This is a genomic window from Methylocapsa aurea (genome assembly GCF_000746085.1).
Taxonomy (GTDB): Bacteria; Pseudomonadota; Alphaproteobacteria; order Rhizobiales; family Beijerinckiaceae; genus Methylocapsa; species Methylocapsa aurea.
In genome coordinates, this window is record NZ_JQKO01000010.1 from 26,035 (window position 1) to 51,222 (window position 25,188).

The following is a 25,188-nucleotide window of genomic DNA, read 5'->3' on the forward strand; positions in this document are numbered from 1 at the left end:
AAGGATAGCGCCGAGCTGTCTTCAGATTTCGCGAAATTTGAAGACAGCTCTGGCTTGTTGTTTTGTCGCATTTTCTTAATGCGAACCGGCATCCGTTTCGCTCAAAAATGCTCTCGCGCCAAGTTTCGCGCCGCGCAGAAAATCCTCCGCCTTCATCGGCGCCTTTCCCGATCGTTGGACTTCAAGCAGGCCGATCGCGCCCTCGCCGCAGGCGATCGTCAAGGCATTGTCGAGGACGGCGCCTGGCGCGCCGGATCCTTTGACGATCCGCGCCCGAAGGATTTTGACTCTTTCGCGTCCCTTCCCGAGGTCGGCCTCGAAAAAGGCGCCCGGAAACGGCGAGAGGCCGCGAATGAGATCATGCACCGCTCTTGCGGGCTTGGCCCAGTCGATCCGCGCCTCGGCCTTGTCGATCTTATGCGCATAGGTGACGCCCTCCGTCGCCTGCGGCGTAAAGGCGAGTTCGCCGCGCTCCAAGGCGTCCAGGGCGCACGGCATCAAGGCGGCGCCGGCTGCGGCCAGTTGGTCATGGATTTCGCCAGCGGTTTCCTCCGGCCCAATCGCGATGCGCTCCGTGAGAGCGACGGGGCCGGTGTCGAGACCTTCCTCCATGCGCATGACCATGACGCCGGTCTCAACGTCGCCGGCCATGATGGCGCGTTGAATCGGCGCCGCGCCGCGCCAGCGCGGCAATAGCGAGGCGTGCAGGTTGAGGCAGCCCTGTTCGGGCGCGTCGAGAATCGCCTTGGGGAGGATCAGGCCATAGGCGACGACGACCACGGCCTCGGGCGCGAAGCGGCGCAAGGTCGCCGCGGCCTCTTCGCCGCGCAAGGTTTGGGGCGTCAGAACCTCGAGCCCCAAACGCTCCGCCGCGACATGCACAGGGGAGGGGGTCAGCTCCAGGCCGCGCCGGCCGCCGGGTTTGGGCGCGCGCGTATAGACCGCTGCGACCTGATGACCATGTTCGACGATTTCCGTGAGCACGGGCGCGGCGAAATCCGGCGTCCCCATGAAGACGATGCGCAACTGGCTTGGCCTTCCCTCAAGAGCGAACGCGGGACCTTGACAAGCTTCTTGAGGAGGCGTCGCTGAAGCGAGGGTTTACGCCTCGGCGTCAGCGCGGGCGCGCTCCCTGCCAACGCTAAGCTTGCGGTCTGAACCCTCGTGTCTGGCCGCCTTGCTGAATTTCTTGAAAATGCGATCCCGCTTCAACCGGGAAATATGATCGATGAACAAGACGCCGTTCAGGTGATCGATTTCGTGCTGCAGGCAGGTCGCCAGGATGTCGTCGGCCTCGATCTCTTGCCGGCGGCCCTCGCGATCGAGATAGCCGACCCGCACCCGCGCGGGCCGCTGCACGTCCTCATAGAATTCAGGGATCGACAGGCACCCCTCTTCATAGACGGAAAGCTCGTCCGACGCCCAGAGAATTTCGGGATTGGCGAGGCAGATCGGGGCCGCCGAAGCCGCGTCATCCTGGCGCTTGGCGACGTCTAAGACAATGACGCGCTTTTGGACGGCGATCTGGATCGCGGCGAGGCCGATGCCCGGCGCGTCATACATGGTCTCGAGCATGTCGTCCATGAGCGCGCGAATGGAATCGTCGACCCGCTCCACTGGCGCGCAGACAAGGCGCAAGCGAGGGTCAGGGGGGGTGATGATTGTGCGGAGTGCCATGACAAATAAATAATGCCGATGTCCCAGAACGTCAATTTGCGAAAGCCGAATGAAAACGTTCTAGAGCCGCTTGATTGCGGTGATGGTCGCTCCCGTCTTGGCGAGAATCCGATCGCGCGCGCAAGCCAAGGGTTCGCTCGAAACCAGCATGTGATGGGCGTTGGCGTGCAGCAGCAGGGCGTCATCGCGCATGACGCCGACATGGCCGCGCCAAAAAACGATATCGCCGCGCCGCAATCCTTCCAGCGTTTCGCCGTGGGCGAGTTCGGGCTCGAGCATGCGCCCAAGCGCCCGCTCCTGCAAATCCGTGTCGCGGGGCGCGTCGATCCCGGCCGCGCCGAGGCTTATCTGCACCAGTCCCGAACAATCGACGCCAAGACTGGATTTTCCGCCCCAGAGATAGGGAGCATGCAAAAGCCGCTCGGCGACGTCGACGAAATCTTTTTCCAACTCGCCAACGAGGGCGAGGTGATCTGCGAAGATGAAGCCCGCAGCGATCCTGGCGAAACCGCCCGCAGTTGAGCTCACGCTCACCGCGGCGCCGAGCGGCAAGGCGTCGAACGCCGGAAGCTTCACGTCCGGCCTCGGATAGACAAAGGTCCGATTGACCTTGACGTGGTGGGTCGGCGCCGGCGGCCCCTCGCCGAGCGCGGTCATGGCGATATAGCCGACATAGCCGTCCCGGGCGAGCTGAACCCAGCCCCAGCCCTCCTCATTTTCGTAAAGCGTCACCGCTTCGCCATGCAGCGCCTGGGTGTCGATCGCAGCCTCGTGACTTGGCGCCTGGCGCAGATCGGCGAGGCCGGTCGTCACCTGCATCAAGCGTCCCTCAACATAAAGGTCGGCCTCGACGTGGCCGCGCAGATGAGCGGCGGCAAGATCGGGGCGGGCCGGGGTTAGGCGAGGATCGAGGCATTTCATTGCAGCGTCATCCGGAAGTTGGCGGGCGTCGGGACAAGCAACGGCGTGGGGCCGGCCGCGTTTGTGAAACCGCGGGTTTCTCTTCTAGCCGAGCAGAACGTCAAAAAGCCAGCCCCCGCTCATCCTGGAGGCGCCGATCCGCCAAGGGCCTCTTCCTGCCGTCCTCCCCCAATGCTATTCGACCGCATCTCCAACGATAAGGATCCGACATGAGCGAGATTTGGCTGCGCACCGGCGAGGCGACGGTTTTAGCCGCGGATGGACAATTCACCGACGCCATGCCCGAAGTGATGATCGGCCATGTCAAAGGCCCGGTCGGTCACGCCTTCGCGGCGATGGCGGGGCAGGTCGCCGGACATCCGCGCATGTTCGTCATCCGGGATCTCAATCAAATGGTCCGTCCGGCGACCATGATGACCACCAAAATGACGGTGCGCTCCACGGATTATGTTGAGTTGCTCGGCGGCATCGTGCAGGCGGCGACCGGCGACGCCATCGTCGATTGCCTGAGCGAAGGGATCTTGCCGAAACAGCAGGCGGACGAGCTTTGCATGATCATTATGGTCTGGCTCGATCCGCGCTGCGCGAACAACAAGAACCTCGACAAGCGCGATCTCTACCGGACCAATTACGAGGCGACGAAAATCGCCATCTCGCGCGCGATTACGGGCGAGCCGACGGTGGACGAATTGATTGCCAATCGGAAGACCATCGCCCATTACGCCCTTGAGGGCGTATTCGAGGATTAGGGCAAATTGCTCCGATTAAAGGCCGCGGCGCGGGAGCGCATGTTCTTATGAGGCGTCGGATATATCCGATGTCTCAATATCGAAAAAGTCGATCAACTTTTTTAAGAACATGCTCTAGACTTACGCCTATGTTCTCGCCCCAAGAAATCGAGCGCTATGCGCGCCATATTGTGCTGCAGGGCGTCGGCGGTCCAGGCCAGCAGAAGCTCAAGAGCGCGCGGGTTCTTGTGATCGGCGCCGGCGGCCTTGGCTCGCCGCTCCTCCAATATCTCGCGGCCTCGGGCGTTGGCGAGATCGGCGTGGTAGATGATGACGAAGTGTCTCTCTCCAATCTCCAGAGGCAGGTTCTGCATGGGACTGGCGATATCGGCCGCGCCAAGGTCCTGAGCGCCGCGGCGGCGATCGAGCGCCTCAATCCTCACGTCAAGGTCACGCCGATAATGGCGAGGCTTACGGCGCGCAATGCGCGGGAAGTGATCGAGCCCTACGACGTCGTCGCCGATGGGTCCGATAATTTTGTCACCCGCTATGTCGCCTCCGACGCCTGCTTTCACGCCAGGCGCCCGCTGGTCACGGCCGCAGTGGGCGCCTTCGATGGCTCGCTGACGACGCTGCGGCCCTACGAAAAGAGTCCCAGCGGCGAGCCTAACCCGACTTATCGCTGCCTCTTTCCGGAACCTCCGCCTGATGGCGCGGCTCCGGCCTGCGCCGAGACGGGGGTGCTCGGGGCCTTGACCGGCATCCTCGGGGCGATGATGGCGCTTGAGGCCATTCGCGAGATTGTCGGTTTCGGCGAGGGGCTTGTTGGCCGGCTGGTGCTGGTCGATGCGCTCGGCATGCGGTTTGAAACGCTGCGCTACAGCTGGGATCCGGCCAATCCGCTAAACGGCGCGAACGGAGCCTCAACCCTGGCGGTGAGCGTTGACAGCGGGGAAACGAACAACTAGACCTCGCTTCCATCCGCGACGATAGCAAACCGTTTCAGGACTTGCCGCGCGGCCTGACAGAGGTCCTTGATTTCTAAGGGCTTTGTTGGGGGATAGTTCAACGGTAGAACAGCGGACTCTGACTCCGTCAATCTTGGTTCGAATCCAGGTCCCCCAGCCAGATTAATCCGTTGAATTTACTATCTATTATATTTCGCCTCGCTGCCCGCGGATAGGCATCCCGCGCGCCAGCTATAAAGACGCGGAAGGGCGGCGCCAGAGGCGATCGCGGCCGGATAGAGCGGAATCAACTTTCCAGCGGGCGCGAATTGGCGCATAATAGCACGCATATTCTTAGGCATATTTTTTACGTATATTCTCACGCGCCAAAGGATCGCCAAGGGCCGGACTTAATTAGCTGGCCGTTGCGGCTGATCGAGGGCGCTCTCGAGGGATATTTTATGCCCAACCACACAGTCAGAGCTTATGACGACGAACTCGAGGCTCTCGATCGGAAGATCGCGGAAATGGGCGGCCTGGCTGAAAAGATGCTGTCCGACGCGATGGGCGCTCTGAGCGATTTCGACGCCAAACTCGCGCTGGAGGCCATCGACAGCGACCCGCGCCTCGATCTGCTGCAGCGGGAAATCGAAGAGCAGGCGATCCTAACGATCGCCCGTCGTCAGCCAGTGGCTGCGGACCTTCGCGAGATCGTCGCCGCGATCCGGATTTCGAACGATCTCGAGCGGATTGGCGATCTCGCCAAAAACATAGCAAAGCGAGCCATCAAGATCTCGCCGGAGATGCGCACGCCGCGCTGCGTCATTGGACTTAGGTCGATGCATGACTTGGCGGCCATGCTCTTGAAGGATGTGCTCGATGCTTATGCGCAGCGCGATGTTGAACGTGCGCGCGGGGTCTGGATCCGCGATGCGGACCTCGACGCATTGGAAGACTCTGTGTTCCGCGATCTTCTCACCTTCATGATGGAGGATCCGCGCAACATCTCGTTTTGCGCGCATCTCCTCTTCTGTTCGAAAAACCTTGAGCGCATCGGCGATCATTCCACCAATATCGCCGAGACGCTGGTTTATTTCGTGACAGGCGAGCCCTTGCCGATGGAGCGGCCCAAAGGCCGCAGCTCGATTTCGGCGTCGCCGATGAGGGTTGTGTGAAAGGTCGCGCGGCCGTCTTGGCCACAGGCCAGCAACCTTGACTGCGCCTCGGGCTTCCGTGCGCTCGACGTTTATTCGCGGACGGCGGCGCGTTAATGCCTCCTGATTGGGACCGCGAGCCCGGAGCAGCCCTCATCCCAAACCATGGCGCGCTTACCCAGCCGGAGACCATCGCGCATATCCCTCGCCGCAAGCCTTCATTCATCCTCGCCGAAGCGGTTGGCGATCAGCGCCTCGATGGCCTCTAGGGCCTGCACCGCTTGCGCGCCGGTCGCAGCGATCGTAATCGTCATTCCGTGCCCGGCGCCGAGGGTAAGAATTCCCATGATCGAGGTGCCGCCAACGGTGTCGCCGCAACGGCTGACTGTGACGGCGGCGTCAAAACCATCGATGCATTGCACCAGCTTCGCCGTGGCGCGCGCATGCAGCCCTTTGCGATTGACAATTGTGAGCGTTCGAACGAGAGCGCCTTCGGGCGCCACGAAATCCGGATAATCCTCTATTTCAGGTCGGGCGGCGTCGTCTGGCTTCATTTTCCACTCAAGAACCGGCTTGCGACATAAATATACTTGCGGCCGGCGTCCTGCGCCTGAATCACCGCCTGATCGAGAGCGGAGCTGTCGCGCACCGATGCAAGCTTGATCAGCATCGGCAGATTGATCCCGGCGACAACCTCGACATGTGCGCCATTCATGACCGAGATCGCGAGGTTCGATGGGGTTCCGCCGAACATGTCGGTGAGCACGACGACGCCTTCGCCGCTATCGACCTGCGCAACGGCGGCGACGATGTCCTTGCGCCGCTGCTCAATATCGTCGTCTGGGCCGATCGAAACCGTTTCGACCTGCTTCTGCGGACCGACCACATGCTCCAAGGCGGCGCGAAACGCCGTCGCGAGGTGGCCGTGGGTCACAAGGACCATTCCAATCATCGGACGGGCCTATCCATTCAGGAACTCCGTGCGGGATCAGCGCCAGCGTAAATGTACATCAAGGGAAGGACCATGCGTTCTTAGGAAAGGTCCGATGCCGGAAAGGCGTATTGGATAAGGTCCGGTCGGAGCGACGGCGGCGCCAGGGGCCGGTTGAATTGAGCCTCTTTGGGACAAATCTCCGGCGCCATTTTGTGCGTCGCGGTGAACTTGGCAAGTGAAATGAGGCGCTGTCGGTCAGATTATCCTGGCTTTCTTTCGTGAAGCTAGAGCGATTTCCAACCCGAGTGGAAAAGCTGCAACACTGACAAGGCCGAATCAGAAGCCGCGGCGCCGTGGGGCAATCGGACAAGCGGCAGGCTGACGCCAGCCAGCGCGACGCGGCTGCGCTCTGGTTCGGGATAGCGCGGCGGCGCTGCATCGGCGGGCTCCAGATCCGCCACGAGCCGAATGACGGCGGCCGCCAGGAAGGGAAGTTCGAAAATTCCCAGGCCGCGCCGTTCGATCTTCCCAAGGATTGCGGGATGGCCGCGAGCGATCAGCCGTCCGCCGCGATGTTCGAGGCCGATGCGATCATCGCCAATGAGTCTTGCAAAAAAGCCGGCGTTTGTCGCCGCGGCGATCAAGGCCAAGGCCAAGCTGCTCTTGCCGGCGCCGGAGGCGCCGCGGATCAGCACGCCGACCTCCTTGATCGCAACCGCGCTGGCATGAACAAAGATTTGGTCCTGGCCTTGCGAGGGGCCTGCGCCGGGCGTTTCTTGCGTCGCGCGCGGGTTCATCGCGCTTTGGGCAACCAGAGCACGAAGCGCGCGCCGAGCACCGCATCCTCGGCCTCCTCGCCAATCCGGCAAATCCGATTGAGCGCAAAAATGCGCCCGCCATGCGCCTCGATAATCTGGCGCGAAATTGAAAGCCCGAGACCCGAGTTTTGGCCGAAGCCCTGACTGGGCCTGTCAGTATAGAAACGTTCGAAAATGCGTTCGAAGGCGTCGGCGGGGATGCCAGGGCCGTCATCGTCGACAACGACCTCGAACCCGTCGTGCAAATCCCCATTCGGGGCGCTGGTCTTGGCGGGCCGCAAATGCACGCGGACATTGCCGCCGGGGTTCGAAAACGATCTGGCGTTGTCAATGAGGTTGATGAAAACCTGGCCAAGGCGCGAATCGTGGCCGAGAACCCGGAAGGCTTGCTTGCGGGTTTCCTCGAGAGCCGCGCCGGCGATCGACAAGGTGACGCGCACCTCATTCGAATCATTCGCCTGATTGGCCATGGAGACGACCGCGGCGAGGACAAGTTCGAGATCGACCGGATCCATGTCCGCCCGAGCCAATTCGGCGTCGAGCCGCGATGCATCCGAAATGTCGCTGATCAGCCGGTCGAGGCGGCGAACGTCATGCTCGATAATGGACAAAAGCCGATCCCGCGATTCCTGTTTGCGGGCGATGGGCAGGGTCTCGACCGCGCTCCGCAAGGAAGTGAGCGGGTTTTTCAATTCATGGGCGACATCCGCCGCAAATCTCTCGATCGCCTCGATGCGATCATAGAGCGCCTTGGTCATGTCGCGCAGGGCGCCGGAAAGATGGCCGATTTCATCCGAGCGCTCCGTGAAATCGGGGATTTCCCGGCGCGCTTTGGTGCCGCGCTGGACTCGTTCGGCCGCCTCCGCGAGGCGCCGGATCGGTTCCGCGATGGTCCCGGCGATAAACAGCGAAAGGAGGAACATGATCACGGAGGAAACGAGAAAAATGCGGACGACCGCCCAGCGCTCGGAGGCGATGATCGCGTCTATGTCGCCGCCTTGCGTCGACAGGAGAAGCGCGCCGCGGACGACGCGAAAACGTTGGATCGGGGCGGCGACGGAAACGATGGTCTCGCCCTGGGCGTTGACGCGGACGATCGATTGCTCGCCGCCGCTCAGGGCGCGGGCCACCTCGGGATAGCCTTTGCCGTTGTCGACGCCGATATCCTCATAAAGGGGCAGGTCGGAGCGGCCGAAAAGCCCCTTCGCTTTCGTCCAGATCTTGTCGATGAATGTTTCGGCGTCGCTGGGCGATGCCGACGGCAGGTCGTAGCGCAGGATGTTCGAGCGGCTCGAGAGCGAGCGCGAATCAAGCAGCAAATAGCCGTCGCGGTCGTAAATCCGCGCCCGCGTGCGGGTTGGCGACGCCAGCCGGTGCAGCACCGGTCCGACGCGTTCGGGATTGATCGAGAACTCGAGCGAGGGCACCGTTTCATCGGCGAGCCCATAGCTTTCCCCTGGCGCTAGCTGGAGCAGCTTTTCGGGATCGATGGTGATCGAATCGGTTTCGACAGTGGCCGAGGCCGCGACCGCCGCGGCGATGATCTCGCCTTGGGTTTGGAGGCTCTGCACCCGCGCATCGATCAGGCCGTCGCGGAATTGATTGAGATAGAGAAAGCCGACCAGGAGCGCGACGAGGCCGCCGAGGTTCAAGACCACGATCCGACGGGTCAGCGAAGAGGAGAAGCGCGAACTGATCGCGCGCATCAAGCCGCGCAGGCGCACAGCGAAGCTTCGCCGCATCCGCTTGGCGCGCCGGGCGGCGCCGGACGGGCGATCGAAGGCGAGTTCCTCGCGCGCTTCAAAAGTCATTGATCCGCAAGCCCTGAGTGAAGCTGAAGATCTTACTCCTTAAAACGATAACCGACGCCATAAAGCGTCTCGATCATCTCGAACTCGTCGTCGACCGCTTTAAACTTCTTACGTAAGCGCTTGATATGACTGTCGATCGTGCGGTCGTCGACATAGACTTGGTCATCATAGGCCGCGTCCATAAGGGCGTTGCGGCTCTTGACCACGCCGGGCCGCGTGGCCAAGGCCTGCAGGATTAAGAATTCAGTAACCGTGAGCGTGACTGGATCATTCTTCCAGTTGCACGCATGCCGCTCCGGGTCCATTTTCAGAAGCCCGCGTTCGAGGATCTTCGCGTCCGATTCTTTTTGCGTCGCGGCGTCCTTGGGGATCGCCCGGCGCAAAATGGCCTTGACGCGCTCGACGAGAAGCCGTTGCGAGAAGGGCTTGCGGATGAAATCGTCGGCGCCCATCTTGAGTCCGAACAATTCATCGATTTCTTCGTCCTTGGACGTCAGGAAAATTACCGGGAGATCGGATTTTTGCCGGAGCCGCCGAAGCAATTCCATGCCGTCCATGCGCGGCATCTTGATGTCGAATATGGCGAGGTCGGGCGGGTCGGCCTTCAAGCCGTCGAGCGCCGTGGAGCCGTCGGTATAGGTCTGGACGCGATAGCCTTCCCCTTCGAGGGCTATCGATACTGAGGCGAGGATATTGCGGTCGTCATCGACCAGGGCAATCATAGGCATGAACGGTCCTAACTTCGAAATCGAGCGCCCATTGGACTTTTGCATGAACCTTCCGCAGATGCGGAAGTCTCTACGCTCTTCTAGCCATTTGCGGCGGCGCGATACTCGGCGAATCAAGGCGGCCGGGACGCAACGCGCGGCGCACTCGTAAATTCAGCGACCTTCTGGGACAACAATAAGAAGGCGCCAGTTATTCCCTATAAAGGCCAAAGACCAGAAAATCACCTCTTAACTTGGTCGCCTCTATGCCGAGCGCGGATTTGACAATCGCATCCGTCGAGTAAATCTGCCGCTCTGCTTTAGTCAGAGCCATCAACGTCAGCTACGCATGACAGGAGAAATGAGCGCTTAAATGAGGCGGTGTTAGGGCGCCCGTCGCCGACGCGGCCTTTTCTGGACAATTTGGTTAGCGAATCCCACCGCCAAGTCTCTGCCGCAGATGCACATAGTCGAAGAGATCGCTCAGCATGAAGTGACGGTTCTCGGCGACGCGCATGTGGGCGACGGTAATCTCATCGCCAGCGAGATAGCGATGCGCTGTGGTCCGGAACGGTTCGGGCAAACTCAGATTAAAAGGCGATGGTTGGGCCAGCAAACGGCAAAGCTGGTCGAACAGAAACCGAAACCGTTCGTCTTCAGGCTCCAGATAGGCGGATCCGAAGTCTTTGCCGTAACGGTTGAAGAGATCCATGTAATCGTCAAGTTCTGGCGGGCGCACCATATCGCCTTTGGTTGCGGTCCTTCTCAGCTTGACTTCGCCATCTGAGCTGTTCAGGCGCGACGCGGATCAACGCAACGCCGGTCGAGGAGTCCGGTTGGGGCCTGCGGTTTAGCGCTATTGCGCGATCGGCGCCAGCAACTTTGTTTCCGATTGAGTTTTGCGGAAGGAGGCGAAGCAACGGCCAGCTTGTCCCTTCCGGAGCAATTGTCGAGACCTTGGCGCAGTCAAGCGCGGCTGTCAGCTGGGAACGACGCGCTCTACGACTTTGCGATAGAGATGCCAGCTCGCATGCGCCAGGATCGGCGCCACATAGGCGAGGCCGATGAACAACAGCGAGAAGCCGATCGCCAGGGACGCGGCGATGATCAGTCCCCAAAGCGCCATCGTGGCGGGGTTCGCCAACACCGCTTTGATCGAGGTCTTGACGGCTACGGCCAAGCCCACGTCGTGGTCGAGGAGCATTGGGAACGAGACGACGCTGATGCTGAGCACAATCGCGGCGAAGACCAAGCCGATGGCGTTGCCCAGAAGGATCAGGGTCCATCCTTGAGAGGTGGTGACAATGTCCTTCAGGAATTGCGCAAGGGACGCCGGCGCCGCGCGCCCAAAAACCCACCCGTAAAGCGCCTCTGCCGTCAGTCGCCAGCCGATGAAGATCATCAACAGCACCACGCCCAAAGCCAAAATCGCTGGAATGGACCGGGAGCGGCCGATGTCGAAAGCGTTTGTCCAGGAAACATCAAGGCCAAGCTCCCGCCGCCGGCTGACCTCGTAGAAGCCGACCGCGACGAAGGGGCCAATCAGGGCAAACCCCGCCATCACCGGAAACAGCAGCGGCAGGCCGTTCTCGAGAAGGTAAAGGCATAGCATCGGATAGATGACGCCCAGGAAAATCACGGTTGACGGCATCGCCAGGAGATCGTCGAGGACGGCGAAATCATTGAACCCCTTGAGCAGGGCGTCTTTGAGGTCTTCCGGTCCGATTCTGCGCACTATTGCTTCGGCGGGAGACTGATCTGGACCGGCGATCACATGGAAAGTCGACATGAGCCTTCCTCCTGCATCAGACGGAGCCGCTGTCTAGAGCGCTTTCAGTTTCGGCGGACTCAGAAAGCCGCTCTAGGTCTTTGTTTTGTCGCATTTTCTTAGCGCGAACCGGTATTTACTTCGCTCGAAAATGCTCCAACTCTTTGAATCAGAGCGATTCCTGTTCGATCAGATAATTCCATCTGATCGGGAAGCGCCGTAGTGGCGCCCGCGATGTCAATTGAACAAAATTAACGCATGAAAGGTTCCCATTAGCGAAGAGACAAAGGACCGAGGCGAGACCCGCTTTGGTTCGCCAATGAAAACATGCATCCAATCCTTGAGTCCGCATCATTTTTTCGGACGCGCGGCGCCGGAGTTCGGTCAATGATGCTTGGCGGCCGCATGGATTGCATTTGCCCTGATCGGTCTATGCTTTTAACAGCGCTTCGAGAGTCTCGATCCGATCCGCCTCGCACGGCGGTTTGTCCCACCGAATGCGCGCGATCCGGGGAAACCGCATGGCGACGCCGGATTTGTGGCGGCTCGATCGGTTCAGGCCTTCGAAAGCGACCTCAAGGACGAGGCCCTGCGCCGGCTCATGCGCGACCTCGCGCACGGGGCCGAACCGATTGATCGTATTGGCGCGGACATAGCGATCGAGCTCGGCGAGTTCGGCGTCGGTAAAGCCGAAATAGGCCTTGCCGACCGGGACCAGATCGTCCTCGCGCCAGACGCCGAACGTATAATCCGAATAAAGTGAAGAGCGCTTGCCATGGCCGCGCTGGGCGTACATGAGCACGGCGTCGACCGTGAAAGGATCGCGCTTCCACTTGTACCAGAGACCTTTCGGGCGGCCTGGGATATAGAGGGAGTCGGCGCGTTTCAGCATCAGGCCTTCGATCGCCTCGGCGTCGGCGCCGGCGCCGAAACGGCGTGGGTCGCGGCGGGCGTCGGCGAGATCGAGCCAGGATCGAAACGCCACCAGCGGGGACAGATCGAGGCGCGGGCCGACCCCCGCCTCGATAAAGCCCGCGAGCCGGGCGCGGCGCTGGACAAAGGGAAGGGGACGCAGGTCCAAGCCATCGTGCCGCAGCAGGTCATAGGCGCGAATATGGGCGGGATAGTCGGCGAGCAGTTTCGCCGAGACCGATTTGCGGTTGAGCCTTTGCTGCAGGACGGAGAAGGCCTCCACGCATCCTTGGCGTAGGATCAAGAGCTCGCCATCGAGCGCGAATTCGCGGCAAGGGACTTGCGCCAGATGATCCATGAGATCAGGAAATGCGGCGGACAGGTCTTCGCCATTGCGCGAGAAAAGCCGCGCGACCTTGCGCCCATTGGCCGCCCGCCCGACGACCGCCTGCACCCTTACGCCATCCCATTTCCATTCGGCAAGAAACTCGGAAGGGGCGAGCGCGTCGAAATCCTTGGCCTCGATGGCATGGGCGAGCATCGCCGGACAAAATGGCGCGGGGTCCGACGAGGCGGGTTTTGCCTCGCGCCCCTCCATCCAGGCGAAAAGGTCGAGATAAGGGGGCGCCAGCCCATGCCAGACCTCTTCGATCTGATCGGCGCTCATGCCGCCGAGATCGGCCACGGCGGTTTTGGCGAGGCGAGCCGAGACGCCGATCCGCAGCGAACCGGTGATGAGTTTGAGCAGCGCCCATCGTCCGGTCTCGTCGAGGGCGTCGAGCCAGTCGCTCAGTTTTCGCGGCAGATCCTGCTTTCCGGCAGTCGCAAGCGCCGCGACCACCTCGGAGAGCAGGAGCGGCGCGCCATTGCCGCTCGCCGGGCGGTCCGCATCGTCGGGCGCCGGCCAAAGCAGGGCGACGGTCTCCGCCAGATCGCCGACAAAATCATAGGAGAGGCCAAAAAGGACCGGATCGACCCGCGCCGCGATGAGCGCGCGTATAAGCCCCGGCTTGGCGAATTTGAATGAAAGCGCGCCCGTCAGAGCGGCGAGCGCATAGCCGCGTTCGGGATCGGGCGTCGCGCGGAGAAATTCAGTCATCAGCCGCAGCTTATTGGCGCGGGAGAGCTCGAAAGCGAGGCGATCGAGAAAGGCGGCGAAACCGTTCAATCGCCCTCCGCCGCGGCGTGCATAGGTTCGTCCTCCTCGCCATGAGCGCGAATATGCAGAGGCTCCGCCAAAAGGCCTTGGCCGCGCGCCCAATGCGTCAGCGCGTCGGCCTCGCCATGAGTTACCAGAAGCTTTTCACAGCCAGTCTCGCGGATGGTGGCGAGGAGGCCATTCCAGTCCGCGTGATCGGAAATGACAAGCGGCAACTCCACGCCGCGCTGCTTGGCCCTGGCGCGCACGCGCATCCAGCCGGAGGCGAAAGCGGCGAGGGGATCAGGAAAGCCGCGCGACCAAGGGTCTTGCAAGGCCCCTGGCGGACAGATGACGATCTCGCCGCGCAGTTTGGCGCGATCGGCCCCCGAGACTTTACGGATTTCGCCAAAACCGACGCCCTCGCTCGCATAAAACTCGGTGAGTCTTTCCATCGCTCCATGGAGGTAGATCGGGCGATCATAGCCGGCCGCGCGAAGCAGCGCCATGACCCGCTGCGCCTTGCCGAGCGCGTAGGCGCCGACGAGATGCGCCCGCTCTGGGAAAATCTTGAGGGAGGCGAGAAGCTTTTCGATTTCCGCGCTGGTTCGCGAATGCCGGAAGATCGGAAGGCCGAAGGTCGCCTCGGTGATGAAGACGTCGCAACGGATCGGCTTGAAACCGGCGCAGGTCGGGTCGGGCTCGCGTTTATAATCGCCGGAGACGACGAGCGTGCGGCCCTTGAGCGCGAGGCGGATTTGGGCGGAGCCTAGGACATGTCCGGCGGGGTGAAAACCGACCTCGACCGGGCCAAGCATCAGCTTTTCGCCAAGACCCGCCGCCTGCGCGGATCCGGCGAAGCCCGGACCATATCGGATCGCCATAAGGGCTAGCGTTTCGCGCGTGGCGAGGACTTTGGCGTGACCGGGCCGGGCGTGATCGGAATGCGCGTGGGTGACAAGCGCGCGGGAGACGGGACGCGGAGGGTCGATGAAAAAATCGCCCGCGGCGCAGTAAAGGCCAGCGGGCGTAAGAGAGAGAATGTCAATCGCCGCCATGTTTTCCGCGGGCGCTAATTCCGCGGGCAAAACTTCCACTCCTGTGGCCGCGCCCTCTGCCGCCATCAGCTCCGCCGCTGTCCTTTCCGCTGTAATTCCTACCGTCTATGTCTTGGAAAACATCGGACGGAGGCGTCGCCGCGTCGGCAGCGCGGAGGAGCAGCCTAATCCGCGCAAATCAGGCCGCGCGTGACATAGACCCGGCCGTCAGGTCCGACCATGCGCGTTACTCTGACGCAATCCTCGTCCTCGCCCTGAGCGGCGCGGCCAAGTTGAAGCGCGGGACCTTTGGCCAATGGCGTAAGCGTGGGCGAATAGGCCGTCCGATGTTCGATGACCTGACCAGCCGCGTCGAAAACCTTGCTCTTGGGCGTAATGGTCAACGGAGCCGCGAATACCGCCGCACCCAGGCAAGAGACGGCGATGCCCGCCATGGTCAATTTCAAGGCCTGAATTTGGACAGATTTGCGCGACTTGATCATAACTAAACTCCCTTCGCCGGGCACGCTCGCCATCGATACGAAGATCTGCTGAAATCGAAACTGGTGCTGTGCGGCAACACACAACCCCCAAACGCGCGGCAATCCCAAAAGGTTGCGTGGGTCCAGAAAAAAATTAAGAAAAATAAAAAGCCCCGATCAAACACCGGGGCTTTTGACGAATGCGGTTCATATTCGCTTAATGGCGGGCGCGTTCGGTCAATAGCAGACTCGCACCGGCCGATAACCGACGAAATTTCCCCAGCCGTCATAGGCCGGCTGGTTCTGCATGTAGCATCCGCCATAGGCCGGCGCATAGCCGCCATAAGGATAGGCGGCTCCAGCGACGGCGCCAAGCGCCAAGCCGCCAAGAATGCCGGCCGCGACCGGAGCGCCCCAGTTATAGCCGCCGCCGTACCAGCGTCCGCCGCGCCAATATCCGCCGCCGCCATGCCAGCCGCCGTGTCCGCCATGCCAGCCGCCATATCCGCCATGCCGTCCGCCGTGCCAACCCTGCGCCTGAGACGGCGTCGCGGCGACGGTGACGGCGAGCCCGAGGGCCAATGCCGTAAACGCCGCTGCGGCTTTTTTCCCAATGCTGGTCATCGTAAATCTCCCTTGACGCTGCGGCGCTGAGCCTCATGAAGAAGTCTCATGGCGGCTCATGAATTAGCCGCCTGAATAACCCCGCGCTTCCGCAGATAATTGGAGCGATCAGCCTGAACCTGCAATGAACGGCAAAGCCACAATTTGGTTCAATCCAGGAAAGAAATGGAAAATCTCCCTCGAATCGGCGCTGGCGCGGCCAGGGACCTGGGCTCGCCGGCTCTGCGCTCCTCCGGCGATCTCGTCGTCGACCGCCGCTTTCTCTATGCGGAGGATTGCGCGGCCGCAGGCGATCACGCCGCCGCCGCCGAGCTGCTGGAGCAAACGCTCGGACTTGCGCCGCATTGGGCGCCGCTCTGGCTCGCCTTGGCCGTGGCGCAGGAAAAATTGGGCCGTCTCGATCAAGCCGGGACGGCTTTCGCTCAGGCGGCGGCGCTGGACCCCGTGGGAGAACTTGGCGCCGAACTCCATCTCGCGCGGCTTGGCGCCGCGGCGACGCCCATGGCCGCGCCGGAAAGCTATGTCCGCGGCCTGTTCGACCAATATGCGGACCGCTTCGAGGCGCATCTGGTCGGAAAGTTGGCTTATCGCGCGCCGGCTCTCCTCGCCGCCGCGCTGGAGCGATTGGGCGCGACGCATTTCTCGCATGTGATCGACCTTGGCTGCGGGACCGGCCTTTGCGGCGCGGCTTTTCGCGCCATGAGCTTGCGTCTCACCGGCGTCGATTTGTCGCCGCGCATGATTTCGGCGGCGCGCGGCAAGGCAGTTTACGACAGGCTGGAGACCGGCGAGATCGCCGGTTTTCTCCTGCGCGAGCCGGCGGCAAGCGTAAGCCTCGTCTTGGCCGCCGACGTGCTGGTTTATGTCGGCGATCTCGCGGCGATCTGCGCCGGCGCCGCGCGGGCGCTGGAGCCGGGGGGCTTCTTCGCCTTCACGCTGCAACGCGTTGCGGATGGCGATTACGAAATCGGCTCCGACATGCGCTATCGCCATGGCGAAGCCTATGTGAGGGCGGTCACTAGCGCGGCCGGATTGAAAATCGTGGTCCTAGAGGCGGTGTCGATGCGCAAGGACGCCGGCGTGGATGCGCCGGGGCTGGTTGTCGTCGCCGCTCGCGGGTAAACTCCGTCTCGTGCGAATTCACTCAGCTGGCTCCGGCTTTGCGCTTCCGCCGCGTTTTTCGGCCTGGTTCGCGACGCGGGGCTGGAGCGCGCGGCCTCACCAGCTCGATCTCCTGCGCTGCGTCCGCGCCGGAACGAGCGCGCTTCTCATCGCGCCGACGGGCGCGGGCAAGACGCTCGCTGGATTCCTGCCAACCCTTGTCGATCTCGAACATCCGCCGAACCGGCGCGCGCTCCACACCCTCTATATCTCGCCTTTGAAGGCGCTGGCGGTGGACGTGAAGCGCAATCTCGAGACGCCGATCGCACAAATGGGTCTGGAGCTGCGGGTCGAGACGCGAACTGGAGATACGCCGGCCTCGAAGCGGGCGCGTCAGCGCCGCGATCCGCCCGACATCCTGCTGACGACGCCGGAACAGCTCGCCCTTCTCGTCGCAAGCGCCGATGCGCGGCATCTCTTCGCCTCGCTGCGTCACGTGGTTTTCGATGAATTGCATGCGATCGCCGGCTCGAAGCGGGGCGATCTCTTGAGCCTTGGCTTCGCCAGATTGCGGCAAATTGCTCCCGGCCTGACTGCAATCGGCCTTTCGGCGACGGTGCGCGATCCCGATGAATTGCGCCGCTGGCTGGCGCCGCAGGGGAGGCCGGGCGCCGCCGCGGCGCTCATCCTCGCCGAGCCCGGCGCGCCGGCCGAGCTTTCGATTTTGGAGACGAAGGAGGATCTTCCCTGGGCCGGGCATAGCGCCCGCCATGCCTTGGGCGCCGTCTACGCCAAGATCAAAGCGGCGCGGTTGACGCTGGTTTTCGTCAATACGCGGGCCCAGGCGGAATTCATCTTCCAGGAGCTCTGGCGGCGCAATGACGATGGGCTGGCGATCGCGCTGCATCATGGCTCGCTCGACGTCGCCCAGCGCCGCCGCGTCGAGGAGGCCATGGCGTCGGGCGGATTGAAGGCCGTCGTCTGCACCTCGACGCTCGATCTTGGCGTCGATTGGGGGGATGTCGATCTCGTCATCAATATTGGCGCGCCCAAAGGAGCGAGCCGCCTCGCGCAGCGGATCGGGCGCGCCAATCATCGCCTCGACGAACCGTCCCGGGCGATTCTCGCGCCCGCCAATCGGTTCGAAATGCTCGAATGCCGCGCCGCCGTCGACGCCGCGCGGGAAGGGGCGCAGGATACATCCGAGGCGCGGGCAGGGGCGCTCGACGTCCTCTGCCAGCATATTCTTGGAATGGCTTGCGCCGAGCCATTCGACCCCGACGCCCTATTTGCCGAGGTCGCATCAGCGGCGCCCTACGCACAGCTCACGCGGGAAAATTTCGAGGCGGCGCTCAACTTTGCCGCCACGGGCGGCTATGCGCTGAAAACCTATGAGCGCTTCGCCAAGATCAAACGCATGAAAGATGGCCGCTGGCGGGTCGCCAATGGACGGGTCGCGCAATCCTACCGGATGAACATCGGGACGATCGTCGAGGCCGATATGCTGAAAGTCCGCCTCGTGCGCGGCGGCGCCAATCCCGCGACGGGCGTCTCCCCGCGCCCTCTCGGGCGCGGCGGCAGGGTGGTTGGCCAAATCGAGGACAGCTTCATCGAAATGCTGGCGCCGAAGGACACTTTCTTGTTCGGCGGCGAAATTTTGGCGCTCCAGGGCATAGTCGAAAACGAGGCCTTGGTGACGCGAACCCATGCCGAGACGCCGAAAATTCCCTCCTACGCCGGCGGCAAGTTTCCGCTATCGACCTATCTCGCGATGCGGGTGCGCCGGCTCCTGGCCGATCCGCGCGAATGGAGCGCCTTGCCGGAGGAGGTCGCGCATTGGCTGGAGCTGCAAAAGCAGCGTTCGGCGCTTCCAGGCGAGGACAATCTTCTCGTCGAGACCTTTCCGCGCGGGGAGAGATTTTATCTTGCGCTCTATCCTTTTGAGGGAAGGCTGGCCCATACGACGCTCGGCATGCTCCTGACCCGCCGGATGGAGCGGGCCGGGCTGAAGCCGCTCGGCTTTGTCGCCAATGATTACGCGCTTTGCGTCTGGTCCATGACCGATATCGGCGCGCTTTGCGCCAAGCGGCTCCTGCGCCTCGACGATCTTCTCGGCGAGGACATGCTTGGCGACGATCTCGAGGAATGGCTGCTCGACTCAAGCCTGATGAAGCGGACCTTTCGCAATTGTGCGATTATTTCAGGGTTGATCGAACGCAATTTTCCGGGGCGGGAAAAATCCGGGCGCCAGGTGCGGATTTCGACCGACCTCATCTATAATGTTCTGCTCCGGCACGAGCCGGACCATATTCTTCTGCGGGCCGCGCGAGCGGATGCGGCGACCGGCCTTCTCGACATCGAGCGCCTGGCCCAGATGCTGTCCCGCGTGCAGGGGAAAATCCTGCATGTGGCGCTCGATCGCGTCTCGCCCCTCGCGACGCCGGTCATGCTCGAAATCGGCCGCGAATCGGTCTATGGCGAAGCGCAGGACGCAATTCTCGCGGAAGCGGCTGAAACGCTTGTGGAGGAAGTGATGGCGGAGCCAGCGATCGGGGCAAGCCGCGGGCGCGCGAAGGGCGCCCCCTGACAATGTTCGGCGCTGCGCCCAAGCTTTCCCGGCCGCCCTCGATGCTGCGCGTGGCCGACGCGGATTTCATCGCCGATCCGGCAGGGGCGCTGTTCTGGCCGGAGGAACGGCTTCTCATCGTCGCCGACCTTCACTTCGAGAAAGGTTCGGCCTTCGCCGCGCGGGGCGCCTTTCTGCCTCCCTATGATACCGCCGCGACGCTCAAGGCGCTGGCCCGGCTTATCGGCGCCTATCAACCGCGGCGCGTTGTAGCGCTCGGCGATTCATTTCATGATTCCCTCGCCGGCGAACGCCTCCATCCGCAAGATCGGGCCATGATCGGCTCCTTGCAGCAAGGGCGCGAATGGATCTGGATCGCCGGCAATCATGACCGGGATCTGCCCGGGGGACTGGAGGGCGATGCGCAAGAGGAGCTGGCGATCGGCGCGGTCATCTTCCGGCATGAACCGCGCGCGGGATCTTCGCTGGGCGAGATCGCAGGGCATCTTCATCCCGTCGCCAAGGTCGCCGGCCGGGCGGGGTCGGTCCGGCGCCGCTGTTTCGTCAGCGGTGGCGGGCGCTGCGTCATGCCCGCGTTTGGCGCATATGCCGGAGGCCTCAACCTTTGCGACCCGGCGTTCGAGCCATTGTTTGGCGGGCGCGACCGGCTCGCCCATGTGATGGGCCGCGACGAGGTCTACGCGGTGCCGCATCGGCGCTGCGCTCCCGATTGAGCCGCCTGCGAACGATCCGCGCTTACCGCGGATCAGGACACTCAATCTCCTTTTAACGTCAGTCCCGTTCTACTTGATGGCCTGCGCGATTTTTGCGTATCCGCTCTAATCCATTGAATCTGAGCGATTCCTTCCCGATCAGATGATTTCATCTGATCGGGAAGCGTTCTAAAGCCCGGACACCTTCGGCCTGACCGCATTCGGCGTAGCGGGAGACCCCGCGGCATTCACGCCGGCTTGAGCAGAGTCGGGTTCGTTCGCCGCTTGAATAGCAGGAAGCGGCCGGAACGCTTCGGCGGAGGTCTTGGCGGCGGCAAGATCGGCGGCGGCAAGTTTGGCGCCGACATCGTCGCGTTTGCGGATGGCTTCGGCGTCGCCATCGGCCGCGACAATCGCAAACCATGCATAGGAGCGGGCGAGGTCTTGCGGAACGCCGAGGCCGCGCGAAAACAGAACCGCGAGGTTGAACTGGCTGTCGCGCACTCCGAATTCGGCGGCCTTGCCGAACCAGAAGGCGGCGGTCTGGTAATCCGGCCGTCCGTTCGCGCCGTCGGCGGCGAGGACGCCGAGATTATGCATCGCCCGCGTGTTGCCCTGTTCCGCCGCCGCCCGATATAAAATCTCCGCCTGCGCGAGATCGCGCGCAACGCCGAGTCCCTTTTCATAAAGGACCGCAAGCCGGTATTGAGCGGCCGCAAATCCCTGCTGCGCTGCCCTCTCATACCATCGGGCGGCCTGTTGCAGGTCGCGCGGCCGCTCGCGGCCTTCAGCAAACCGAAGCGCCAGCTCGAATTGCGCCGCCGCATCGCCCGCTTCGGCGCTGTCGCGCGGATCTTCGCTTGCCGCCGTCGGTTGGCGCGCCGCCGGCGCCTGGGGAGGGTAGGGGGCGGCCGCCGCAACCGTCGCCGGAGAATTTGGAGGCGAGGAAGTTGCCAGCATGGGATTTGTTGACGAAGCGCCCGCTAGGTTGGCTGCTGCGGCGTCCCGGCGCGCGGCGTCGCTGCGGCCCAAGGCGCCTGCGACGATAGGCGCGCTGCCCGCAATGGCTTTCCGCGCCGGAGTCGCGTCGCCGGAGGGCGCAGCGCCGCTTATCGGCGCCAGCGCTTGCGGCGGTTCCAGTCCGAAAGGATCGAGCAGGCCGGGAATGGCGTTTTGCGCGATCGGCGACCTCGCCGCGCTGGCGATTGGCGGATCATTCGCCGGAGCCTTGCTTTCAGGCCCGGGCGCTGTGTCGCCGCGCACGAGGCCTTTGCCCAATAGCTTCAAGAAAGCGGGCGCGATGTCGTTGGCTGGCCTATCCGCAAGCGTTCTCGCCACGGCATAGACGCCAATGGCGAGAAACAATGCGGTCAGGCTCAAAAGAAGAGGCCGCTTGTGCGCGCGGTAAAAGCGGCGCGTTTGCCGCAGCAGGCCATGGTCTGTTTCGGCTGCGCCCTCGACGGCAGGATCTTGGAGCGGGTTGGTCGCTTCGGACGCCGCCATCTGAGCCGCTTGCGCCGCGCGGCGCGCGGCGGCGATGAAATCGGCGCGGCCGCCGCCGTTGCCATCAAGGCCATGGGCGAGCGTTGCGCCCGCGCGCGGCTCGCTTTTCTGACGCCGCCGCTGCGGAAGTCCGCTGCCGGGCTCAATCAAATAGTCGGCGGCCTCGGCAATCCTGACGCCATGCGCTGGAGCATTCCCGGTCGAAAACGCCTCGGCAGCCGCAACGCCATCGCGCCCGGGGGCTCCGGTCGCGGCAGGGTCTCCCTGTTTAAGGGCGCCGGCTCTGGCGGCATCGGTTTGGGAGAAGTTATCTCGCCGGGGCGCAAAGATCGGCGCAAGACCAGGCCCTAGCAGCGGGCCGAGATGGCTGGGACGCATCTCGCCGAGATCGGTCTCGAGTTTGGCGAGGCGATCGGCGACTTTTCCGACGGTTTCCTGGACTGCGGTCAACGTCAGATGGATGCGCCTGTCGGCTTCTTCCTGCGAGGCGCGAAGCTCGGCGATCTCGCGCGCGACAGCCGGCTCGTGATCGACGCTGTTTGCGCGCCGGTCGCCTCCATGCGCTCCGGTCTCGGCCGCGCGGTCGCCCGCGGCAGTTCGCGCAGCTTCAGCGGCTTCGCAAGCGGTGCGCCGGGTCTCCTCGATCTGGGCGAACAGGGCGGCGATCGATTGTTCGAGCGCGGTCAGCGAAGCGAAGCCCTTATCGGCGCGGTCGAGCCGTTCGACGACCTTTGCCATCTCGCGCTCCAGCGCTTCGACGGCCAAATTCATCGGATTTCGCTCGCGTCCAGCGCCCATTTTTTCGGCGAGGGAGCCGACCAGTTCCTTGAGTGCGCCGGTCTCGTTCGAGGCCGCGGTCAATCCGGCCTCGAACCGAGCGGTGAGTTGCCGCTGGGTGGCCTCGATATGGCGCGAAAGCGCATCGAACTGGCTTGGGTCGTTCGTCCTTGCGATCGCTTCCTCGGCCTTGCTTGTCAAGGCATTGAGTCTGGCTTCGAGCGCCTGCAGCGCGGCAGCGCGGGCCGGATCCTTGAGCAGGGTCAGGATTTCATTGGTCACTTCGCCAAAACTCTCGCGGCCCTGGTCCGGGCCCCCGCGGCTTTGGCTTCCTAAACTCTCGGCGAGTTTCGCGACCTGTCGTTCGATCTTGTCGGTTGGCGAGGGCCGCGCCGCCAACGCGGCCAACGACTCGCGAATTTCTTCCGTCTGTCTCTGCATGCGCGTGAAGGCGGCGGGATCGATGCCGGGTTTGCCCAGATCGTTGAGCCTTTCACTGAGCGCCTTGATTTCGCGCTCCATTCGCTCGATTGGCGAAGGCTGATCGATTCTTGCGATGGAAGCCTGAAAGTCGCGGGCGAGGCGATCGAATCGCTCCGGCGAATTAGGGCGGGTATCTTCATCGCGCAGGGTTTCGACGCGCGCGTTCAATGCGCTGATCGCTGTTTCGAGAGCGGCGACGGCATTCGGCGGCAGCGCATCCTGGGCATCTTCCCGCACATGCTCGACTTCGGCGTCGCGAACCCCCTCACTCCTGTGCGGGGGCAGATGCGTGGCGCCACGGCACATATTGTCGAGCTTTCTGGCCAGTTCGGCAATATGATTTTGCGTGTCAATTAAGACCGGCGCATCGCTCGGCCGCCGGACAGGGTTCGCGCCCGTCGCGCCTTGCGCGGCCGAATTGAGGCGGGAAAGGAGACCGGACCTGAACGGAAAAGACGCCTCTTTGGACGTTGTGAGTACCGGGTCTTGGCCCGGTGCGCCGGCCGGCGCGGCGGCCGCTTCCGCTACCGAGATGTCCGCCGCAAAGGCGCCCGGCGGATTGGAGCTAGGCTTCATGGCCGGCCCGCGGCGGCGCGCGACGGCCTGAAGCCGAGCTTCGAGCTCTTTCAACGCGCTTTTAAGCGCCGCGTCGTCAGGATCGCTTCGCTCGCGCAGACGGATCTCCAATTCGTCCAACCTGCGGGACAGGTTGGCGAAAGATTCCCATTCGGCGTCCCGCCTAGCCTCGCTATTGTTGGCGGCGGCGGTTCCCTCAGTTTCGGCGCAGCCTGCCGAGCACTGCTTCAAGGCGGCGATGGCGCTCAAAAGCAGCGCGGTTTCATCGGCGGCGTCGCGCGCTTGGGCGCGTGCTTGAGGAAGGTCGCCTTGGGCAATATCGACGCTTGCTCGACGCATTCTGGCATCTTCCGCGGGCGCCGCGGCGGCGCGCTTTGTTCCTTCCGTGCGGCTCATGCGGGCAGCATCGTCAATGAGCCTGTGCTGGTCAAACGGCGCGGGATGGCGACGTCCGGCGCAATGGCGCGGCAGTGGTTGGCCCCGGCGCCGATCACATGCTCGGCCCGCTGTCCAACAGCCCGTTCGGCCTGGACCTCGCGAAGTTTTTCCATGCTTGCCGACCGCGCCACTTTCCTCGACTTCCGTGCTGCTTCTCGAACATTGCCGCCGGCCTCTATCAGGCTTTTGACGCTTTCAGCGATTGCCTTGTTCATGATCCTGTCCGGTCCGGCCGCCTCCCTATGCTCTTGCGCCTCTGCATCAAGGCGGCTCCAGAGCGGGGGGAAACGTCACTCGCCGAATCGGGCCAAGCCATCTTGGCGCGCCATCGCTGAGACATTCGAAGCCCCCGGTAAACAATGCGTTAAGCGTGGCCCGCCGCAACTCAGACCGACTGGCCATGCAGGTTGTATTTCCATTTATACACTTTTTAGTTGCAATGTCTCGCGGATTTCCCTAAATTTTTTCGGTCGAGGTTAAATTTGGAATCGGAGGGTGATTGGGCATGGACACCAACCCAGCGCATGAAAAGGATTATCATTCACAGGACAGTTTGGCGCGGGCCCAACCCAAGCACGAGCCGCGCTCGCGAGCCGCGCGATCGCGCGGCTCGGACATGAATGATGGCGAGGCGCAAACGCCCAAATCGCAGGAGCGCCGGAGCACGATTCGGGAGATGGCGAGCGACTTCGGCGTCAGCATCCGAACGCTTCGATTCTACGAGGACCGCGGCCTTCTGCATCCCCGGCGGGTGGGCACGGCGCGCCAATATGGCCCGCGCGATAGGCTTTATCTCAAGATGATTCTCAAAGGGAAACAGTTAGGTTTCACCTTGTCCGAGATCCACGACATCTTGGCCAATCGCGTAGATGTGTTGAATCCGCAGCGCAATTTGCTGGACCCGGACCTGAACGATATGGATTTTGAGGTATTGAACCTGGAAATGGGTCTGCCTCCCGAGCAGATCCTCGCCCAGATCAGCCATCTCGAACGCCAACGCAAGGAACTCGATGAGGCAATCATTGCCTTGCGCAATGCGCATCGGCGCCTTCTTGAATCGCCGTGTCGCGCAGCTGCATCATGACCTTCGCCCGCCTCAAAGCGATTGTGCGCTGAGGCGGATGTTTTCCAGCTCCTGGCCTGAGATCGGGCTGGGAGAATCCGTCCAGCGAAACAAAGCCAGGCGCGCGCGCAATTGCGCCGTGCGACCAAAAGAGCTGAGCCCTTTCTCAGTCCTTCGGATCTGAAAGCGTCTGCCAGTCGGACTGAGGCGTTGTGGCGCCCTTGGACCTTTCGGACACGGACCTAGAGCGCTTCCCGATCGGATGGACTCATCTAATTGAAAATGAGCCGCTCAAAATCAAAGGGTTAGA

23 protein-coding genes and 1 tRNA gene are annotated in these 25,188 nt (G+C 62.8%); 8 read left to right on the forward strand and 16 right to left on the reverse strand.

The annotated features are described in order from the left end of the window. Positions 1–75 precede the first annotated feature (75 nt). The 3 genes from fmt to DL86_RS07835 all read right to left on the reverse strand — a co-directional run bounded on the left by fmt (position 76) and on the right by DL86_RS07835 (position 2,598). A complete protein-coding gene (fmt, locus tag DL86_RS07825; protein ID WP_051952963.1) occupies positions 76–1,026 on the reverse strand; it encodes a methionyl-tRNA formyltransferase in 951 nt (316 codons plus the stop codon). Between the two features lie 75 nt (positions 1,027–1,101). Beyond that, positions 1,102–1,677 carry a peptide deformylase gene (gene def, locus DL86_RS07830; protein WP_036260013.1) on the reverse strand — a complete coding sequence of 192 codons (576 nt, stop codon included), beginning with the start codon at positions 1,675–1,677 and terminating at the stop codon, positions 1,102–1,104. Between the two features lie 60 nt (positions 1,678–1,737). Continuing rightward, positions 1,738–2,598: a C40 family peptidase gene (locus DL86_RS07835; RefSeq protein WP_036260015.1), complete on the reverse strand. Its 861-nt coding sequence runs from the start codon at positions 2,596–2,598 to the stop codon at positions 1,738–1,740. 209 nt (positions 2,599–2,807) lie between these two features. On the opposite strand from DL86_RS07835, the gene DL86_RS07840 reads away from it, so the two are divergent. From DL86_RS07840 to phoU, 4 genes are all read left to right on the forward strand, one after another. Then, a complete protein-coding gene (locus DL86_RS07840) occupies positions 2,808–3,347 on the forward strand; it encodes a formaldehyde-activating enzyme (protein ID WP_036260016.1) in 540 nt (179 codons plus the stop codon). Positions 3,348–3,475: 128 nt separating this feature from the next. Continuing rightward, positions 3,476–4,294, forward strand: coding sequence for a HesA/MoeB/ThiF family protein (locus tag DL86_RS07845; protein WP_036260017.1), 819 nt, complete (start codon positions 3,476–3,478; stop codon positions 4,292–4,294). Positions 4,295–4,380: 86 nt separating this feature from the next. Further along, positions 4,381–4,454 (forward strand) — tRNA-Gln (locus DL86_RS07850). A 280-nt stretch (positions 4,455–4,734) separates the two neighbouring features. Beyond that, positions 4,735–5,448, forward strand: coding sequence for a phosphate signaling complex protein PhoU (phoU, locus tag DL86_RS07855; RefSeq protein ID WP_036260235.1), 714 nt, complete (start codon positions 4,735–4,737; stop codon positions 5,446–5,448). A gap of 197 nt (positions 5,449–5,645) precedes the next feature. Here the strand turns inward: phoU and DL86_RS07860 are convergent, their stop codons facing one another. The 11 genes from DL86_RS07860 to DL86_RS07915 form a co-directional block, all read right to left on the reverse strand. After that, complete coding sequence (locus tag DL86_RS07860) at positions 5,646–5,981, reverse strand: HPr family phosphocarrier protein (protein WP_051952965.1); 336 nt, start codon at positions 5,979–5,981, stop codon at positions 5,646–5,648. Continuing rightward, positions 5,978–6,379 (reverse strand): PTS sugar transporter subunit IIA, encoded by a 402-nt coding sequence (locus DL86_RS07865; RefSeq protein ID WP_036260018.1) that lies wholly within the window; start codon positions 6,377–6,379, stop codon positions 5,978–5,980. Before DL86_RS07865 ends, DL86_RS07860 begins: the two co-directional genes overlap by 4 nt. A gap of 266 nt (positions 6,380–6,645) precedes the next feature. After that, the gene (locus DL86_RS07870; RefSeq protein ID WP_084572781.1) at positions 6,646–7,158 is read right to left on the reverse strand and encodes an HPr kinase/phosphorylase; all 513 of its coding nucleotides are present in this window, start codon (positions 7,156–7,158) and stop codon (positions 6,646–6,648) included. Further along, positions 7,155–8,990 carry a sensor histidine kinase gene (locus tag DL86_RS07875; protein WP_036260019.1) on the reverse strand — a complete coding sequence of 612 codons (1,836 nt, stop codon included), beginning with the start codon at positions 8,988–8,990 and terminating at the stop codon, positions 7,155–7,157. The genes DL86_RS07870 and DL86_RS07875 overlap by 4 nt, the downstream gene beginning before the upstream one ends. A 32-nt stretch (positions 8,991–9,022) precedes the next feature. After that, positions 9,023–9,718 carry a response regulator transcription factor gene (locus DL86_RS07880; RefSeq protein WP_036260020.1) on the reverse strand — a complete coding sequence of 232 codons (696 nt, stop codon included), beginning with the start codon at positions 9,716–9,718 and terminating at the stop codon, positions 9,023–9,025. A gap of 406 nt (positions 9,719–10,124) precedes the next feature. Then, positions 10,125–10,439: a hypothetical protein gene (locus tag DL86_RS07885; protein ID WP_036260021.1), complete on the reverse strand. Its 315-nt coding sequence runs from the start codon at positions 10,437–10,439 to the stop codon at positions 10,125–10,127. 237 nt (positions 10,440–10,676) lie between these two features. Next, a complete protein-coding gene (locus DL86_RS07890) occupies positions 10,677–11,486 on the reverse strand; it encodes a DUF2189 domain-containing protein (RefSeq protein WP_036260022.1) in 810 nt (269 codons plus the stop codon). Between the two features lie 409 nt (positions 11,487–11,895). Beyond that, positions 11,896–13,545, reverse strand: a complete 1,650-nt coding sequence (locus tag DL86_RS07900; RefSeq protein ID WP_036260026.1) for a cisplatin damage response ATP-dependent DNA ligase — start codon at positions 13,543–13,545, stop codon at positions 11,896–11,898. Beyond that, complete coding sequence (locus DL86_RS07905; protein WP_036260240.1) at positions 13,542–14,573, reverse strand: ligase-associated DNA damage response exonuclease; 1,032 nt, start codon at positions 14,571–14,573, stop codon at positions 13,542–13,544. Before DL86_RS07905 ends, DL86_RS07900 begins: the two co-directional genes overlap by 4 nt. A 164-nt stretch (positions 14,574–14,737) precedes the next feature. After that, positions 14,738–15,055, reverse strand: coding sequence for a hypothetical protein (locus DL86_RS07910; RefSeq protein ID WP_036260241.1), 318 nt, complete (start codon positions 15,053–15,055; stop codon positions 14,738–14,740). Positions 15,056–15,271: 216 nt separating this feature from the next. Beyond that, positions 15,272–15,658, reverse strand: a complete 387-nt coding sequence (locus DL86_RS07915; protein ID WP_051952967.1) for a hypothetical protein — start codon at positions 15,656–15,658, stop codon at positions 15,272–15,274. A gap of 165 nt (positions 15,659–15,823) precedes the next feature. Between DL86_RS07915 and DL86_RS07920 the strand changes: the two genes are divergently transcribed. Genes DL86_RS07920 through pdeM form a run of 3 tightly spaced genes read left to right on the forward strand, consistent with a single transcriptional unit; the run spans position 15,824 to position 20,059 of the window. Then, positions 15,824–16,780 (forward strand): class I SAM-dependent DNA methyltransferase, encoded by a 957-nt coding sequence (locus tag DL86_RS07920; RefSeq protein WP_084572782.1) that lies wholly within the window; start codon positions 15,824–15,826, stop codon positions 16,778–16,780. Continuing rightward, on the forward strand, positions 16,743–19,346 hold the full coding sequence (locus tag DL86_RS07925) for a ligase-associated DNA damage response DEXH box helicase (RefSeq protein ID WP_084572783.1): 2,604 nt from the start codon (positions 16,743–16,745) through the stop codon (positions 19,344–19,346). The genes DL86_RS07920 and DL86_RS07925 overlap by 38 nt, the downstream gene beginning before the upstream one ends. Positions 19,347–19,348: 2 nt before the next feature. Next, the gene (gene pdeM, locus DL86_RS07930) at positions 19,349–20,059 is read left to right on the forward strand and encodes a ligase-associated DNA damage response endonuclease PdeM (protein ID WP_036260028.1); all 711 of its coding nucleotides are present in this window, start codon (positions 19,349–19,351) and stop codon (positions 20,057–20,059) included. 168 nt (positions 20,060–20,227) lie between these two features. On the opposite strand, the gene DL86_RS07935 is transcribed toward pdeM, so the two are convergent. Then, positions 20,228–23,716, reverse strand: coding sequence for a tetratricopeptide repeat protein (locus DL86_RS07935; RefSeq protein WP_162180406.1), 3,489 nt, complete (start codon positions 23,714–23,716; stop codon positions 20,228–20,230). A gap of 53 nt (positions 23,717–23,769) precedes the next feature. Then, positions 23,770–24,030 carry a hypothetical protein gene (locus tag DL86_RS19755; protein ID WP_156964535.1) on the reverse strand — a complete coding sequence of 87 codons (261 nt, stop codon included), beginning with the start codon at positions 24,028–24,030 and terminating at the stop codon, positions 23,770–23,772. A 290-nt stretch (positions 24,031–24,320) separates the two neighbouring features. Between DL86_RS19755 and DL86_RS07945 the strand changes: the two genes are divergently transcribed. After that, entirely contained in the window at positions 24,321–24,899 is a 579-nt protein-coding gene (locus DL86_RS07945) for a MerR family transcriptional regulator (protein ID WP_051952970.1), read from the forward strand. Positions 24,900–25,188: the final 289 nt, after the last annotated feature.